This is a genomic window from Pseudomonas sp. (assembly GCF_030690725.1).
GTDB lineage: Bacteria > Pseudomonadota > Gammaproteobacteria > Pseudomonadales > Pseudomonadaceae > Aquipseudomonas.
Window position 1 is genome coordinate 1 of record NZ_JAUYGD010000035.1, and the last position, 15,405, is coordinate 15,405.

At 61.7% G+C, this 15,405-nt stretch carries 15 protein-coding genes; 10 read left to right on the forward strand and 5 right to left on the reverse strand.

Annotation, left to right across the window (positions count from 1 at the left end; translation table 11 throughout):
* The first annotated feature begins 595 nt into the window (after window positions 1-595).
* Window positions 596-847: a hypothetical protein gene (locus Q8O69_RS08500; protein WP_305591243.1), complete on the forward strand. Its 252-nt coding sequence runs from the start codon at window positions 596-598 to the stop codon at window positions 845-847.
* Window positions 848-856: 9 nt separating this feature from the next.
* On the opposite strand, the gene Q8O69_RS08505 is transcribed toward Q8O69_RS08500, so the two are convergent.
* The 4 genes from Q8O69_RS08505 to Q8O69_RS08520 form a co-directional block, all read right to left on the reverse strand.
* A complete protein-coding gene (locus tag Q8O69_RS08505; protein ID WP_305591245.1) occupies window positions 857-2,239 on the reverse strand; it encodes an ATP-binding protein in 1,383 nt (460 codons plus the stop codon).
* Window positions 2,236-2,913: a response regulator gene (locus Q8O69_RS08510; protein ID WP_257779154.1), complete on the reverse strand. Its 678-nt coding sequence runs from the start codon at window positions 2,911-2,913 to the stop codon at window positions 2,236-2,238. The genes Q8O69_RS08505 and Q8O69_RS08510 overlap by 4 nt, the downstream gene beginning before the upstream one ends.
* 206 nt (window positions 2,914-3,119) lie before the next feature.
* Window positions 3,120-3,725 (reverse strand): outer membrane beta-barrel protein, encoded by a 606-nt coding sequence (locus tag Q8O69_RS08515; protein ID WP_305591248.1) that lies wholly within the window; start codon window positions 3,723-3,725, stop codon window positions 3,120-3,122.
* Between the two features lie 168 nt (window positions 3,726-3,893).
* Complete coding sequence (locus tag Q8O69_RS08520; RefSeq protein WP_305591250.1) at window positions 3,894-5,078, reverse strand: MFS transporter; 1,185 nt, start codon at window positions 5,076-5,078, stop codon at window positions 3,894-3,896.
* 364 nt (window positions 5,079-5,442) lie between these two features.
* Here Q8O69_RS08520 and Q8O69_RS08525 point away from each other — a divergent pair, with 364 nt between their 5' ends.
* The 3 genes from Q8O69_RS08525 (at window position 5,443) to Q8O69_RS08535 (ending at window position 8,983) form a co-directional block, all read left to right on the forward strand.
* Window positions 5,443-6,441 (forward strand): alpha/beta hydrolase, encoded by a 999-nt coding sequence (locus Q8O69_RS08525; RefSeq protein ID WP_305591252.1) that lies wholly within the window; start codon window positions 5,443-5,445, stop codon window positions 6,439-6,441.
* Between the two features lie 346 nt (window positions 6,442-6,787).
* Entirely contained in the window at window positions 6,788-7,513 is a 726-nt protein-coding gene (locus Q8O69_RS08530; RefSeq protein WP_305591254.1) for a 4'-phosphopantetheinyl transferase, read from the forward strand.
* Window positions 7,514-7,693: 180 nt separating this feature from the next.
* Window positions 7,694-8,983: a M18 family aminopeptidase gene (locus Q8O69_RS08535; RefSeq protein ID WP_305591256.1), complete on the forward strand. Its 1,290-nt coding sequence runs from the start codon at window positions 7,694-7,696 to the stop codon at window positions 8,981-8,983.
* 173 nt (window positions 8,984-9,156) lie between these two features.
* Here Q8O69_RS08535 and Q8O69_RS08540 read toward each other — a convergent pair whose 3' ends face one another.
* On the reverse strand, window positions 9,157-9,873 hold the full coding sequence (locus Q8O69_RS08540; protein WP_160087426.1) for a UTRA domain-containing protein: 717 nt from the start codon (window positions 9,871-9,873) through the stop codon (window positions 9,157-9,159).
* Window positions 9,874-10,215: 342 nt separating this feature from the next.
* On the opposite strand from Q8O69_RS08540, the gene Q8O69_RS08545 reads away from it, so the two are divergent.
* The 6 genes from Q8O69_RS08545 to Q8O69_RS08570 are packed head-to-tail and all read left to right on the forward strand — an operon-like array spanning window position 10,216 to window position 15,396.
* Window positions 10,216-11,274 (forward strand): ABC transporter substrate-binding protein, encoded by a 1,059-nt coding sequence (locus tag Q8O69_RS08545; protein WP_305591258.1) that lies wholly within the window; start codon window positions 10,216-10,218, stop codon window positions 11,272-11,274.
* A gap of 56 nt (window positions 11,275-11,330) precedes the next feature.
* Window positions 11,331-12,137 carry an alkaline phosphatase family protein gene (locus Q8O69_RS08550; protein WP_305591260.1) on the forward strand — a complete coding sequence of 269 codons (807 nt, stop codon included), beginning with the start codon at window positions 11,331-11,333 and terminating at the stop codon, window positions 12,135-12,137.
* Complete coding sequence (locus Q8O69_RS08555; RefSeq protein ID WP_305591298.1) at window positions 12,137-12,976, forward strand: ABC transporter permease subunit; 840 nt, start codon at window positions 12,137-12,139, stop codon at window positions 12,974-12,976. Before Q8O69_RS08550 ends, Q8O69_RS08555 begins: the two co-directional genes overlap by 1 nt.
* A complete protein-coding gene (locus Q8O69_RS08560; RefSeq protein ID WP_304865235.1) occupies window positions 12,963-13,757 on the forward strand; it encodes an ABC transporter permease in 795 nt (264 codons plus the stop codon). The genes Q8O69_RS08555 and Q8O69_RS08560 overlap by 14 nt, the downstream gene beginning before the upstream one ends.
* On the forward strand, window positions 13,754-14,743 hold the full coding sequence (locus Q8O69_RS08565) for an ABC transporter ATP-binding protein (protein ID WP_305591262.1): 990 nt from the start codon (window positions 13,754-13,756) through the stop codon (window positions 14,741-14,743). Before Q8O69_RS08560 ends, Q8O69_RS08565 begins: the two co-directional genes overlap by 4 nt.
* On the forward strand, window positions 14,743-15,396 hold the full coding sequence (locus Q8O69_RS08570) for an HAD family phosphatase (RefSeq protein ID WP_304865239.1): 654 nt from the start codon (window positions 14,743-14,745) through the stop codon (window positions 15,394-15,396). Before Q8O69_RS08565 ends, Q8O69_RS08570 begins: the two co-directional genes overlap by 1 nt.
* Window positions 15,397-15,405 lie beyond the last annotated feature (9 nt).

The following is a 15,405-nucleotide window of genomic DNA, read 5'->3' on the forward strand; positions in this document are numbered from 1 at the left end:
GGGTCGTCACGGTGGGCCATCCCTGGCCCATCGTTCCTCGTTTGGCATCCATGCCAAACGCCCCTCTCCACAGCACCTCCACTCGGCCTCCTGACGGGCCCCGGATGCGCGCTTGCGAAAGCTCCACAAAGTAAAAGTCCACAGCGTCTGAGCTTTTGCTGTGAAACCGCATTCGCACAGACGCAGCCAAAATCCCCTTCAGGAGGCCGAGTGGAATCGCCGCGTAAGGGGTTGAGCGACATGGATGTCGCGAGAGCCGCGATGGGCCAGGGATGGCCCTTCGCGGCGGGCCCCTGGAGTGGTGATGGAACGAGGGAACCCCGGCGCAGCCGGAGCCGGATGTAGGGGTGGCCTTCTTTTTGGTTACTTTTTCTTGGCCACACAAGAAAAAGTGACTCGCCCGTAAGGGGCGAAACCAAAACCCAAAGTCACCACGCTAATGACCTTTCCGCCGAAAGTCCTAACAACGCAAAAAACAGCAAAGTTCGCGGCTAAAGCCCCTCCTACGAAGCCAGCGTTATGCCTTCAGAAGAAAAGTGTCGAACACTGAACGATGGCCGCCCTCTAAAACTATCTCTACTGGAGGAAATGTCTTATGTCCCAGCTACCCGAACCCGTCTTGCAGGCCATACAGCGCGGCGATCACGACCAGGCCATTCGCATGCTCAGCCTGAACCAGGGCATCAGCCCGGAGGCTGCCCAAGAGCAGATGAACCTCTACCTCGAAGAAAACCCGCCGATTCGCCTGCGCGGTGCCGGCATCGTCGGCCTGAGCAGGACCAACGCCCTGGTTTGGTTGGGCCTGATTGTGCTGATGGTGGTGGTTTATCTGGTGCTGGCGAGCTAAGCGCGTGCCTCACTCATGCAGGCGCACGCGAAAACTCGCCCCACCCAACGCCGAATCCTCCAGCAGCAATTCACCGTCGTAACTTTCAATGATGTCCTTGACCACCGCCGTACCAATACCCTGCCCCGGATGCTGGGCATCCAGCCGCTCGCCACGGCGCAGAATGCGTTCGCGCTGATCGGCCGGCACCCCGGGGCCGTCGTCTTCCACGCAAAGCTCAAGCACACCGCCCTGCTGACGCACGCTCACGCGTACCTGGCCGAGGCACAGGCGGTAGGCGTTCTCCAGCAGGTTGCCGAGCAACTCCAGCAGCGCGCCGCGTTCCATCGGCAGGTGCTGTTCAGCGGCAAAGTCGCGCAGCACTTGCACCTGTTTGTCGCGGTAGACCTTGTCCAGCGCGCCGCAGAGGGTGTCGAGCAAGGGGGCCAGGCGCGCGCTGTGGCGGATCAGCCCGCTTTTGCGCAGGCTGGCGCGCTGCAGCTGGTAGCCGATCTGCTGGCTCATGCGCTCGATCTGCTGTTGCAGCACCTGCGACTGTTCGCGGTTCTGCGGCTGCTTGTCGATCACTTCCGCCACGCTTTGCAGCACGGCCAAGGGGGTTTTCAGGCTGTGCGCCAGATCGTCCAGCGAATGCCGGTAGCGCTCGCGCTGCTGGCGTTCACTTTCCAGCAGGCGGTTGAGCGAGCCGGTCAGGCGCAGCAGCTCGCGCGGGTGTTCTTCACTCAGGCCGGCGCGGGTGCCCGCCTCGACCTGGTCCAGCTCGGCGCTAAGCCCGCGCAGGCTGCGAAAGCCCCAGGTCAGGCCGAACCACAGCAGCCCGAGCAGCACCAACAGCGCGCCACCGAGCCAGAGGTAGAGCTGGCCCATAAAGCCGTCGTACATGGCCTGGTAATCACTGGCCGGCTGCATGGTAACCACGCTGAAGGCGGCGCTCTGCCCACGCAGCAGGTCGATTTCCACGTCGTAGACAAAGAACTCGCGGCCCTGAGCATCGGTGATGCGCACAAACTCGTGGCCACGGCCGTCGTAGCGCGGGCGGTAGCTGACGCTTTCATCCAGCGAGGAGCGCGACTGCCAGACCAGTGTGCCCTGGCGGTCGTAGATAAAGCCCAGCAGCTTGGCTTCCAGCGTGTCGAATTCTTCATCCGGCAATTTGTCAGGCATGGTCAGCCGACCGTCTACGGTGCGCGCCGCCGAGACCAAGGCAGTGGCATCCGAAGCCAGGCGTTTTTCGATGGATTGCTCCAGGGCAATCACAAAAGCGCCGCGCAAAGCCGGCAGCAGCGCCAGCATAAACAGCACGGCCAGCACCGCAGTGCCGAGCATCAGCCGTAGGCGCAGGGACTCGCCACGACGGCGGGCGGCCGGTGTGCTCAGCTCGGCATCGCTCATCGGCAGCGCTCGGTAAACAGGTAGCCCTGGCCGCGTACGGTTTCGATGGGTTTGAAATCCTGCTGGCCTTCAAGCTTGCGGCGCAGCCGGCCGACCAGCACCTCGATCACGTTGGGGTCGCGCTCTTCGTCGTCCGGGTAGAGCTGCTCGATCAGCCGCTCCTTGGCCACCACCTGCTGCTGGTGGCGCATCAGGTATTCGAGAATGCGGTACTCGTAGGCGGTCAGTTGCAGGGCTTCGCCATCGAGCAGCGCCTGTTTGCGGTTGAGGTCGAGCACGAGCGGGCCGGCGGCAATACTCGCCTGGGTAAAGCCCGAGGCGCGGCGCAGCAAGGCGTTCAGGCGCGCTTCCAGCTCTTCGAACTGAAAGGGTTTGACCACGTAATCATCGGCACCGGCGGCCAGGCCTTCGACCTTGTCCTGCCAGTTGCCACGGGCGGTGAGGATCAGAATGGGGAAGCTCTTGTCCTGACTGCGCAACTGGCGAATCAGGTCCAGCCCGCTCATGCCTGGCAGACCGAGGTCGATCACCGCCAGGTCATGGTTGTATTCGGCAGCGCGATACAGGGCTTCTTCGGCATTGGCCACGGCATCGACCACATGGCCCTGCTCGCCCAACCGGCTATAGAGGTGGTGACGCAGCAGCGCTTCATCTTCCACGACCAACAGTTTCATCCTGCAAATTCCTCCAATAAAGCGGCCGGGCATTGTGCCCGGCCCTTTTGGCCTACCTGCTGCGTAGAACCTGAATCGGATCTCGCGAGCTAGAGCCAAACAAGGCGAGAACGGCCGAGGAAGCGCAGTTTACGAGGTGTAAATGAGCATTCCGAGGCCGTTTTCAACGCAGTTTGGCCGACGCGCAGCAGGTCCGAGGCAAGTTCTTAGAACTTGTAGTTGGCACCCAGGTAAAGCTGGCCGCTGCTGTGCAGGTCAAGCGAGCCGGCTTTGCCTGCGCCGTGTGGCGCCATTTCGGTGCTGGCATTGGTGCGTAGGTAGCGGTAGCCCGCCTCAATCGAGGCATTCTGGTTGATGTCTTGCAGAATGCCAGCCTGCAGGCCGAGGGCATAGCCGATATCGCTGTCACGCTTGAAGCCTTTGCTCTCCTGCTCCAGCTTGACCAGGCCGGCGGTAGCGCCGCCGAACAGCTTGGTGTTGTAGTCGCCAATCGGCAGGAACACATCGTAGCTACCCAGCAGGTTCTGCTGACGCATCTTGTTGCCGCTATCGCTGTCCGAGACATTCTCGTAGGTCATGTAGTAACGGTTTGTCTCACTGACCTGACCGGCACGCACGCCCCAGGTGCCAGTGTCGTTGATCACCTTGTCGAGCTTGGGGTTGTTCAGGTTGCTGTTGAGCGCGCTGGACTTCTGAATGTTGTTATCGGTCTGCCCCCAGGTCAGACCAACAAAGTTGTCGCCGGCATTGGCCGCAGCCGCAGCGAAGGTCAGGGAAGTAGCCAGGGCCAGTTTGCTAAGAGTGCGGTTCATGGTGTGTCCTCAGTGGTTAGTCGGTGTTGCTTAACTCGAGGTCCATGTTGCCTACCCCAAGCTGAACGCCCACTGAACCCTTGCTGAACAAACGCTGAACGGCCTGCTGCCTGCCGCGCGAATGTAGGAGCGGGCCATGCCCGCGAGCTTTGTGTCCAACCACAGGCTCTACAGCTTGCGCGCGCAGCCCCCAGCAGCGACAAACAAAGCCGCCAACACCGCCAGCATCGGCAGCCAGCCCGCATGCTCCCAGATATACCCGGCAGCGTAGCCAATCACGCTGGAACCCAGGTAGTAGGCGCACAGGTACAACGCCGAAGCCTGCGCCTTGGCGCCATGCGCGCGCTGCCCCACCTGGCCGCTGGCCACCGCATGAGCGGCAAAGAAGCCCAGAGTGAACAAGGCCAGCCCCGCCACCGCCGCGCTCAGCCAGGGCGTGGCACACAGCGCAACGCCGAGCAGCATGATGCCAATGCCGCCCTGCATCACCTGGCGTGCGCCCAGGCGTGGCACCAATCGCCCCGCCCAACCGGCGCTGACGATGCCCAGCAGGTACACCGTAAACAGCAGGCCGATCAGGCTGGACGACAGATTGAACGGCGCCGCCGCCAGGCGAAAGCCGACGTAGTTGAACAGCGCGACAAAGCCGCCCATCAACAGAAATGCCAGGAGAAACAGGCGGCGCAACTCGCCATTACCCAGGTGCAAGGCAAAGTTGCGTAGCAGGCCGCGTAGCGACAGCGACTGCGCGGTGAAATGCCGCGACGGCGGCAGCAGCCAGACAAACAAGCCCAGCGCCAGCAAACCCATGCCGGCAATCCCAGCCAAGGCCAGCGGCCAGCCGCCGAGGTCACTGAGCAGGCCGGCCAGCAAACGCCCAAGCAAACCACCTAAAGCGGTGCCGCCGATATACAGGCCCATCGCCGCTGGCAGCGCCTCGGGGTCGAACTCCTCGCCAACATAAGCCATGGCCAGCGCCGGCAATCCACTCAAGGCCAGGCCAAGCAAGGCACGCAGCCAGAGCAGATGATCCCAGCTATCCACCAGCGCGCAGGCAATCCCCAACAGCGACGCAAGCCCCAGGGCCGCCACCATCACCGGCTTGCGCCCCCAGCTCTCAGCCAGCGCACCGGATACCAGCAGGCAGACGGCCAGGCTCAGGGTAGTCAACGATAACGCCAGGCTGCTGCCCGCCGCCGATACGGAAAAATGCGCGGCCAGCAGCGGCAACAGCGGCTGCACACAATAGAGCAAGGCAAAGGTGGCAAACCCGGCGCAGAACAGCGCCAGAGTCGCGCGCCGGTAGGCGGCAGTGCCGCGCATCAGGTGCACAGAGGAATCGACAGCAGGCATCGGCAGGCTCGCAAAAAGGCTCTAAATCGGCCGTTCTGGCAGATTAGCACGCAGCCAGCGGCACTGGTTTTGCGCACCGTGCATAGCCGTTGTGCGTGTTCGAGCAGCTATTCGCTGGGCAAAGCCGTTCATCACCCCGTGCCGCAGTTTTTTGTTGCACCTGAGCAGTGGAACTAGCCTGACTAGCAGGCGAAAAAATACGCAACCGGGAGCGGCGCTGTAGCGACCACGGCTTGGCGTTGCTTGCCGCCCACCCAGTGATTTCGGCACGCAAGCCGACTGGGCCTTATCGGCTCAGATACGCCAGCCAGGTCGTAGACGCAGCGCATGGAGCCACTTATGAAACAGCCAAGGAGTACTCGCGATGAACGACTTTGTAGTCAGCGCCCGCCGTGTCAAACAAGCCGCGTTCGAGGCCGAACCCGGCCCCTCACATATGTTGCTGGTGCCTGCGGATGCCGACGAGCCCATCCCCAAACACGGGCGCATGGGTGAAATCTGGGTCAAGGCCTGGGTGCAACAGTTGCTGGCCGAGGCCATTTGGGGCACGGATGAGCGCACCGGCGCCGAGCGCGGCGACATCCTGGTTTACGTGCATGGCTACAACAATCCTGGCGATGAGGTGCTCAAGCGCCATCGCCAATTGCAGAGCGACCTCAAGGCCCTGGGCTGGAAAGGCGTTGTGGTGTCGTTCGACTGGCCCAGCGACAACAAGACCGTCGGTTATCTGGAAGACCGCCACGACGCCAAGCTCAGCGCCATGCAGCTGGTTACCGACCTGATTGCTCTACTGGCAGCCAAGCAGACCCCGGATTGCGCGGTGAACACGCATATTCTTGCCCACTCCATGGGTGCCTACGTGGTGCGCGAGGCTTTCGACGACGCCGACGACGCACGGCTGGAAAACAACAGTTGGATGATCAGTCAGCTGTGCTTTATCGGCGCCGATGTCTCGGCCTCATCGTTGAGCCAGGGCCATGCCAGCAGTGATTCGTTGTACCGCCACTGCACGCGCTTGACCAACTATTTCAGCTTGGGCGACAGCGTGCTGAAACTGTCCAACGTCAAACGCGCCGGCGTCGCGCCACGCGCCGGCCGTGTGGGCTTGCCGGATAACGCGCCGGACTCGACAGCCGATGTCGACTGCACCGCTTACCACCAGCTGCTGCTAAGCGACAAAGCCCTGCAAGCCCGCGACCAACCGCAAAGCTTTCTCGGCAGCAAGGATCACTCCTGGTACATCGGTAATCGCGTGTTTACCCGCGACCTGTTCGAAACCCTCAAGGGCGATTTGGACCGCAGCATCATTGCCGCCCGCGACTCGATACCTGGCAGTAGACGTATAAGCCTGGTGGGCAAATAGCGCAGCAACGGCCGGTAGGGTGGCCAGCATCGAAGGCGGGCCATAAAAAATTACCTGGAGCAATTTTTAACGTCGCGCAGCGACGGCCCGAAGGGTGGCCGCCACGGATGGCAGGCCATAAAAAAACGGGAGCCCAAACGGGCTCCCGTACTCATTCTCAGAGAAATGCCGGAACAAGCCTCACGCCTGCGCCAGCTACAACCTCACCTGCGTCCCCGAAGAAACGCATGCCGCAGTGTGGCAAAAAAGCCTGGGCAACTCCGTTTAGCTTTGTTGCCGCTTTGCAAAGAAATGTAAACGCCCGCAGCGGCTGGCCGTACAAACCGCCGCGCGGCAGAATAGGCCGATGAATACAGCCTACCTACCACCCTGCTGCAGCCCGCTGAATGACCACTGGCCACTGCCGCATACGCTGCCATCGGTGCAGCTGATCAGCACCCGCTTTACTCCCGAGCTGCTGGATGCAGCAGACTTCAGCCGCTGCGCGGTCGAGCCGGTGCGCGGCGTGGCCAAACGCCAGGCCGAATACCTGGCCGGGCGCCTGTGTGCGCGTGAAGCCTTGCTGCGCGTGACTGGCACAGCTGCCACGCCGGCCTGCGGTGAGGACCGTGCGCCGCAGTGGCCAGTCGGCATGGTCGGCTCGATCACCCACGGCAGCGGCTGGGCCGGCGCCGTGGTGGGTAATAACGCAGATTGGCGCGGCCTGGGTCTGGATATCGAGCAGATCATGCCAGCCAGCCGCGCCGAACGCCTGGCCGCTGAGATCCTCACGCCAGCCGAACTGTTCCGCCTAGAAGCCTTGCCGACCGAACAGCGCGCGCAACGCATCAGCCTGACCTTCTCGCTTAAGGAAAGCCTGTTCAAGGCGCTTTACCCGCAGGTATTGCAGCACTTCTACTTTCAGGATGCCGAACTGCTCAGCGTCGACGCCGACAATAAAGTGCGTATGCGTCTGCTGATTGACCTGCATGCCGACTGGCCCGCCGGCAGCGAGCTGGAAGGCCAGTTCGCCGAATTCGACGGTTATCTGCTGAGCCTGGTCAGCATCGCGACCGCGACAGCTCGCCGCTAAAGCGCCTCCCACAATATGAAGCTGCCGCCTGCTCTGACCGCCTAAGGCAAAACCGTGGGCGAGGCTTCAGCCGCGACAAACACCTCGCGCCCATGCGATTGGCCTGACAAGCAGCGTTGCGGCACAACAGCGCCTTTAGCAAATCCGCTAAACTCGGCCGATTGCCGTCTGGAGTGCCCTATGCGCGAAGATTTGAATCAAGGCCTGATCGAGTTCCTCAAGGCCTCGCCAACCCCTTTTCATGCCACCGCCAGCCTGGCACTGCGCCTTGAAGCGGCCGGTTTTCAACACCTGGACGAGCGCGCCAGCTGGCACACCGAGTCCGGCGGCCGCTATTACGTGACGCGCAACGACTCCTCGATCATCGCCTTCAAGCTGGGCAAGCGCGCGCCACTGGAAGGCGGCATTCGCCTGGTTGGCGCGCACACTGACAGCCCGTGCCTGCGGGTCAAACCGCAACCGGAGCTGCAGCAACAGGGCTTTTTCCAGCTCGGTGTTGAGGTGTACGGCGGCGCATTGCTGGCGCCCTGGTTCGACCGCGACCTGTCGCTGGCCGGCCGGGTGACCTACCGCCGTGACGGCAAGGTGGAAAGCCAGCTGATCGACTTCCAGAAACCGATTGCGATCATTCCCAACCTGGCCATTCACCTTAACCGTGAAGCCAACCAGGGCTGGGCGATCAACCAGCAGATCGAGCTGCCGCCAATCCTCGCGCAGCTATCCGGCGATGAGCCGGCCGATTTCCGCGCGCTGATTACCGATCAACTGGCCCGCGAGCACGACTTCAGCGCCGATGCAGTGCTCGATTACGAACTGAGCTTCTACGACACGCAAAGTGCTGCGGTGATTGGCCTGAATGGCGACTTTATTGCCGGCTCGCGACTGGACAACCTGCTGTCCTGCTACGCCGGGCTGCAGGCGCTGCTGGCCGCGCCAGATGAAGAAAGCTGCGTGCTGGTGTGCACCGACCACGAGGAAGTCGGCTCCTGCTCGGCCTGCGGCGCCGATGGCCCGATGCTCGAACAGGTGCTGCGTCGCGTGCTGCCAGACGGCGACGCCTTCGTCCGTACCATCCAACGCTCTCTGCTGGTCTCGGCGGACAACGCCCACGGCGTACACCCCAACTATGCCGACAAGCATGACCAGAACCATGGCCCCAAGCTCAACGCCGGCCCGGTGATCAAGATCAACAGCAACCAACGCTACGCCACCAACAGCGAAACCGCTGGGTTCTTCCGTCATCTGTGCTTGGAAAATGAAGTACCGGTGCAGAGTTTCGTCACCCGCAGCGACATGGGTTGTGGCTCGACCATCGGCCCGATCACCGCCAGCCAGCTGGGCGTGCGCACCGTGGACATCGGCCTGCCGACCTTCGCCATGCACTCAATCCGCGAACTGGCCGGTAGCCATGACCTGGCGCATCTGGTGAAAGTGCTGACGGCGTTTTACGCCAGCGCCGAGCTGCCGTGATCCCGATAAACAGGTAGCCCGGATGCAATCCGGGTGCTGCTTGAGTGGCTCTCGGAATTCCCGGATTTCATCCGGGCTACAGTTTTGCCAACCCATCATCGCGGTGTATCCACTAATGCCTTGATGGGTATCGCTTCGCTCGACGCCATCCTACGAGCAGCGGTTGAAGCCCCCTACTCCGGTACCTCGACGCTTACATGCAGAGCGTCGTGGCGCCAGAACTCCAGATCGCAGTCAATCAGTCGGCCATGCTGGTCGCGGTTGATCCGCACGATACGCAGCGCCGGGCTGCCCACCGCAACTTTCAATGCCGACGCGGCTTCGCTGTGTAACGCCGTGGGCACCATGTCGAAGCGCACTCGGCCGTAATGAATGCCGTATTCGCTGGCATATAGCTCAGTCAGCGAGCGGGTCAGGTCGAAATCCAGAATGCCGGCAAAGTAATTCGGATTGAGGTAGTGCTCGACGTACAGCACCAGACGGCCGTCGATGCGCCGTGCACGACGGATCTGATAGACGCTGGACAGCGCCGGCAAGGCCAGTAGCTGACAGATCTCGGCGCTGGCCGGGATCAGCTTGGCGCTAAGCACTTCGGTGGCCGGCACCCGGCCCTGCTCGCCGACCATGGCGTGGAAGTGGCTGCGCACCAGCGGGTTGTAGGCCACGCGCGGCGGCGAAACAAACCAGCCGCGACGCTCCTCGCGGTAGATCAGCCCCTGGGCCTCAAGCTGGCCCAGCGCCTCACGCAGGGTGATGCGCGTGGTATCGAATACCTCGCTGAGCTTACGCTCGGCCGGCAACTGACTTCCTGACGGCAACAGGCCGTGTTCGATCTGCTCTTCCAATGCCCGGCATATAGCTGTGACTGCCCGCGGCGCTTCATCGCGCATCAAGACCTCCAAAATTGGACTAGTCCAGCCCCATTTCGGGGCATCAACATGTGAATGCAGCAGTAAAAACCATGTTTCAAGTTTAAGCAGTCTTGATGACCACGCCATGACAACTTTCTTTCAGCGCCAGTAAAAGCTGATAAAACTTGGGCTGCAGGCCATACATGACTGAATTTATTCATGGTCTACGCTAGTGGTGCGCCAGTTTGTGCAACCCGGCTCGAGCCGGTAAATGACCAACGTACATAAAACTGTCATTTAACAAGCCTAAATTGGCCTGGGTCTTGCTGATCTAGACCAGAACTTTTCACTGCACGCACTTCAATCGCAAAGGAGTTTCCAATGAAACAACTGCTGCTGGCTTCACTGATGGGCTCAGCCATCGCCCTGGCCACCTCGGCCATGGCTGCTGAAACGGACTTGCAAGCACTGGAAAAGGCCGCGCGCGCTGAAGGCGCGGTGAACAGTGTGGGTATGCCGGACAGCTGGGCCAACTGGAAAGACACCTGGGTTGACCTGAACAAACTGTATGGCTTGAAGCATATGGATACCGACATGAGCTCGGCCCAGGAAATTGCCAAGTTCGCCGCTGAAAAAGACAACGCCACCGCCGATATCGGCGACGTAGGCGCAGCCTTTGGCCCCATCGCCGTGCAGCAGGGTGTAACCCAGCCCTATAAGCCGAGCACCTGGGAGCAGATTCCAGCCTGGGCCAAGGACACCGACGGCCACTGGATGCTCGCCTACACCGGCTCCATCGCCTTTATCGTCAACAAGCAACTGGTCAAGGACATCCCGCGTTCCTGGGCTGACCTGAAAAAGGGCACCTACAAAGTCTCTGCCGGCGATGTCAGCACCGCCGCACAAGCTGTAAACGGCGTACTGGCTGCCGCCATCGCCATGGGCGGTAATGAAAGCAACGTGCAACCGGCGCTGGATTTCTACGGTGAACTGGCCAAGCAAGGCCGCCTGTCGCTGGCCAACCCAACCATCCAGACCCTGGAAAAAGGCGAAGTGGAAGTGGGCGTGGTATGGGACTTCAACGGCCTGAGCTACCGCGACCAGATCGACCCAAGCCGCTTCGAAGTGCTGATCCCTTCCGATGGTTCGGTGATCTCCGGCTACAGCACCATCATCAACAAGTGGGCGAAAAACCCCAACGCGGCCAAACTGGCGCGTGAGTACATCTTGAGCGACGCCGGCCAGATCAACCTGGCCAAAGGCAACGCCCGGCCTATCCGCGCCGAGCACCTGACCCTGCCAGCCGAAGTACAAGCCAAGCTGCTGCCGCAGGAGCAATACGCCAAGGTTCAGCCGATCAAGGATGCTGCTGCCTGGGAAGCCACTTCCAAAGCACTGCCGCGCCTGTGGCAGGAACACGTCATCATCAATATGAACTAATGCAATCTGGCCCCGGATACACTCCGGGGCCGATTCGGTTGCTAAGGCTTTCAATCATGTCGCACAACGTCATCCTCGTGGTTCTGGATGGCTTGAGCTATCAGGTGGCTCAGCATGCGCTGGGGCATCTGCAGGCTTACTGCCAGGCTGGACGCGCCGCGCTGTATAAGCTCGACTGTGAACTCCCGGCCCTGTCACGCCCGCTCTATGAAGCGATTCTGACCGGTGTTGCGCCCATCGACAGCGGCATCGTCAATAACGATGTAGCGCGCCTGTCGACCCAGCGCAGCATGTTCCACTACGCCCGCGACGCTGGGCTGATTACCGCTGCGGCGGCCTATCACTGGGTCAGCGAGCTGTATAACCGCTCGCCATTTCAGGCGGCGCGCGACCGTCATACGGCAGACGCCAACCTGCCGATTCAGTACGGCCATTTCTACTACGCCGACCATTACCCGGATTCGCACCTGTTCGCCGACGCGGAAAGCCTGCGCCTGCGCCATGCGCCCAATCTGCTGCTGGTGCACCCGATGAATATCGACGACGCCGGCCACAAGCACGGCCTCGACAGCGCACAGTACCGCAACAGCGCGCGCATGGCCGATGTGCTGCTGGCCGAATATATCCAGCCCTGGCTCGACGCCGGCTACCAGATTCTGGTGACCGCCGACCACGGCATGAACAACGACCGCAGCCACAACGGCCTGCTGCCGGAAGAACGCGAAGTACCGCTGCTGGTACTTGGCAGCGCCTTCAGCCTCGACCCCAACGCCCAGCCGAAACAGCTGGAGTTGTGCGGCACGGTCTGTGAACTGCTCGGCGTGGCCCACGACAAACCTGTCTGCCGGGAGCTTTTATCGTGATACCTGCCCTGCGCGGCAAATGGCTGGCACTGCTGTGCCTGCTGCCCTTTGCCCTGTTCTTTATCGCTTTTCAGATCGCCCCGCTGCTCTGGGTGGCCAGCAACAGCCTACACACCACCGAGGGCTGGGGCCTGGGCAATTTCCAGCAGGCCTTCGCCTCGCCGTTCTACCGTCAGGCCATGCGTCACAGCCTGGAAGTGGCGTTCTGGTCGAGCCTGATCGGCATCAGCATCGCCATTCTCGGCAGCTACTCGCTGCGTCAGGTTGATAGCCGGCTGCGCGACTTCGTCATGGCGTTTTCCAACATGACCAGCAACTTCTCCGGGGTGCCGCTGGCCTTCGCCTTTATCATCCTGTTGGGGTTTAACGGCGCACTGACCATCCTGCTCAAGCAGGCCGGGATCATCGAGGATTTCAACCTCTATTCGAAAACCGGCCTGATCGTGCTCTACACCTACTTCCAGATTCCCCTGGGTGTGCTGCTGATCTACCCGGCCTTCGACGCCCTGCGTGAAGACTGGCGCGAATCGGCCGAGTTACTCGGCGCAAGCAACTGGCAGTTCTGGCGGCATATCGGCTTACCGGTACTGACCCCCGCGCTGCTCGGCACCTTCGTGATTCTGCTGGCCAACGCCCTTGGTGCCTACGCCACGGTGTATGCGCTGACCACGGGCAACTTCAATATCCTGCCGATTCGGATTGCCGCCATGGTTTCCGGCGACATCTTCCTCGACCCGAATATGGCCAGTGCCCTGGCGATGATTCTGGTTGGCCTGATGACCCTGATCACCATCGTTCACCAATGGCTGCTGCGCCGGAGCTACCATGTCCCACGCTGAAAAACGCTCGCCGCTGTTCCACCAGTTGGTGGTCTACAGCCTGCTGCTGATCCTGTTGCTACCGCTGCTCGGCACCCTGCTCTACTCGTTCTCCACCAGCTGGTCGGCCAGCGTGCTACCCAGCGGGCTGACCTTCAAGTGGTACCTGGCGCTGTGGAGCGATGCGCGCTTTCTCGCCGCGTTTGGCCGCTCACTGCTGGTCTGCTTGGCGGCGCTAGCGCTGTCATTGGTGCTGATTCTGCCGCTGCTGTTTGTGGTCAGTTATCACTTCCCCAAGCTCGATGCGGTGATGAACGTGCTGATCCTGCTGCCGTTCGCCATCCCGCCGGTGGTGTCCTCGGTCGGCTTGATGCAGCTGTTCGCCGGCGGCCCGCTGCCGATCCTCGGTACGCCGTGGATTCTGATTGGCTGCTTCTTCACCATCGCCCTGCCGTTTATGTACCGGGCCATCAGTAACAACCTGCAGGCGATCAACCTGCGCGACCTGATGGACGCCGCCCACCTGCTCGGCGCCAGCACCTGGCGCGCGGCCTTTATGGTGGTGCTGCCCAACCTGCGCAAGGGCTTGATGGTCTCGGTGTTTCTCTCCTTCAGCTTCCTGTTCGGTGAGTTCGTGTTCGCCAACCTGCTGGTCGGCAGCCGCTATGAAACCCTGCAGGTGTACCTCTACAACATGCGCAACGACAGCGGCCACTTCACCAGCGCCCTGGTGATTTCCTACTTCCTGTTCGTGCTGCTGATGACCTGGGCGGCCAACCGCCTGAATAAGGACAAGTCATGAGTTATTTGAGTATTCAAGGCCTGCACAAGAGCTACGGCGATACCGCGATCTTCAGCGATATCAACTGCGAGATCGCCAAGGGCGAATTCATCACCCTGCTCGGCCCCTCTGGCTGCGGCAAATCCACCCTGCTGCGCTGCATCGCCGGTCTAACTGGAGTGAATGGCGGGCAGATTCTGCTCGACGGTGAGGACCTGGTGCCCGTAGCCCCGCAAAAACGCGGCATCGGCATGGTGTTCCAGAGCTACGCGCTGTTCCCCAATATGACCGTGCAACAGAACGTCGCCTTTGGCCTGCGCATGCAGAAGGTCAAGGGCAGCGAAGCCGAACAGCGGGTCAAGGAAGTGCTGGAGCTGGTTGAGCTGAATGACTTCGCCGGCCGTTACCCGCAGCAACTGTCCGGTGGCCAGTGCCAACGCGTGGCTCTGGCCCGCTCGCTGGTCACCCGCCCGCGCCTGCTGCTGCTCGATGAGCCACTGTCGGCGCTGGATGCGCGGATTCGCAAGCACCTGCGCGAGCAGATCCGCAGCATCCAGCAGGAGCTGGGCCTGACCACCATCTTCGTTACCCATGATCAGGAAGAAGCGCTGGTCATGAGCGACCGTATCTTCCTGATGAACGCCGGCAAGATTGTGCAGAGCGGCGACGCGGAAACCCTCTACACCGCCCCGGCCGATGCCTTTGCCGCCGGTTTTATCGGCAACTACAACCTGCTCGACGCCGATGCCGCCAGCCGCCTGCTGCTGCGTCCGGTCAACAGCCGCGTGGCGATCCGTCCGGAGGCCATCCAGATTGGCGCCCAGGGCAGCATCGAAGGGCAGATCCGCAGCCATCGTCTGCTCGGCAACGTAATCCGTTACCGCATCGAGGCGCGCGGCGTCGAACTGCTGGTGGACGTGCTCAACCGCTCCCCGGCGGATCTGCACGCCAGCGGGCAGCGCATCAACCTGAACATTGAAGACAACGCAATCTGTGAGGTGGCCTGATGGCCCTGGCAATTTTCGACCTGGACGAAACCCTAATCGGCGGTGACTGCGCCAGCCTGTGGACCCAGGAAATGGTCAAACTCGGCTGGGCCGACGCCGACAGTTTTATCGCCCATGAGCAGGAGCTGATGCGCCAATACGCCGCCGGCAGCCTGGCCATGGAAGACTATATGGCCTTTACCCTGTCGCCCCTGGTGGGCCGCACGCCGGAGGAAGTCGCCCACGTGGTCGAGCCCTTTGTTGAAGACGTGATCGAGCCGATTTTCTACAGCGACGCCACCCGCTGCCTGGCCAACCACCGCGCGGCCGGTGACCGGGTGCTGGTGATTTCCGCCTCGGCGCATTTTCTGGTCAGCGCTGTCGCCGCACGCTTGAAGATCGAGGAAGTGCTGGCCATCGACCTGGAAGTTCAACACGGCCACTACAGCGGCCGTACCCAGGGCGTGATGACCTACCGCGAAGGTAAGGTCACGCGCCTGCGTGATTGGCTGCAAGAGCACGGCGAAGTTCTCGACGGCGCCTACTTCTACTCCGACTCACGCAACGACCTGCCGCTGCTGCAGGTGGTCGACAAGCCCTATGTGGTCAACCCCGACCCCACTCTGCTTGCACACGCGCAACAGGCCGGCTGGCCGATTCTAAGCTGGCGCTGATGCCGCTTA

What these genes read in the sequence shown, in the direction of transcription:
- Q8O69_RS08510 (WP_257779154.1), bottom strand. Translation starts at nt 2,913, where the DNA reads ATGAAACTGTTGGTCGTGGAAGATGAAGCGCTGCTGCGTCACCACCTC.
- Q8O69_RS08570 (WP_304865239.1), top strand. Translation starts at nt 14,743, where the DNA reads ATGGCCCTGGCAATTTTCGACCTGGACGAAACCCTAATCGGCGGTGAC.
- Q8O69_RS08500 (WP_305591243.1), top strand. Translation starts at nt 596, where the DNA reads ATGTCCCAGCTACCCGAACCCGTCTTGCAGGCCATACAGCGCGGCGAT.
- Q8O69_RS08560 (WP_304865235.1), top strand. Translation starts at nt 12,963, where the DNA reads ATGTCCCACGCTGAAAAACGCTCGCCGCTGTTCCACCAGTTGGTGGTC.
- Q8O69_RS08520 (WP_305591250.1), bottom strand. Translation starts at nt 5,078, where the DNA reads ATGCCTGCTGTCGATTCCTCTGTGCACCTGATGCGCGGCACTGCCGCC.
- Q8O69_RS08565 (WP_305591262.1), top strand. Translation starts at nt 13,754, where the DNA reads ATGAGTTATTTGAGTATTCAAGGCCTGCACAAGAGCTACGGCGATACC.
- Q8O69_RS08530 (WP_305591254.1), top strand. Translation starts at nt 6,788, where the DNA reads ATGAATACAGCCTACCTACCACCCTGCTGCAGCCCGCTGAATGACCAC.
- Q8O69_RS08550 (WP_305591260.1), top strand. Translation starts at nt 11,331, where the DNA reads ATGTCGCACAACGTCATCCTCGTGGTTCTGGATGGCTTGAGCTATCAG.
- Q8O69_RS08505 (WP_305591245.1), bottom strand. Translation starts at nt 2,239, where the DNA reads ATGAGCGATGCCGAGCTGAGCACACCGGCCGCCCGCCGTCGTGGCGAG.
- Q8O69_RS08535 (WP_305591256.1), top strand. Translation starts at nt 7,694, where the DNA reads ATGCGCGAAGATTTGAATCAAGGCCTGATCGAGTTCCTCAAGGCCTCG.
- Q8O69_RS08540 (WP_160087426.1), bottom strand. Translation starts at nt 9,873, where the DNA reads ATGCGCGATGAAGCGCCGCGGGCAGTCACAGCTATATGCCGGGCATTG.
- Q8O69_RS08525 (WP_305591252.1), top strand. Translation starts at nt 5,443, where the DNA reads ATGAACGACTTTGTAGTCAGCGCCCGCCGTGTCAAACAAGCCGCGTTC.
- Q8O69_RS08545 (WP_305591258.1), top strand. Translation starts at nt 10,216, where the DNA reads ATGAAACAACTGCTGCTGGCTTCACTGATGGGCTCAGCCATCGCCCTG.
- Q8O69_RS08515 (WP_305591248.1), bottom strand. Translation starts at nt 3,725, where the DNA reads ATGAACCGCACTCTTAGCAAACTGGCCCTGGCTACTTCCCTGACCTTC.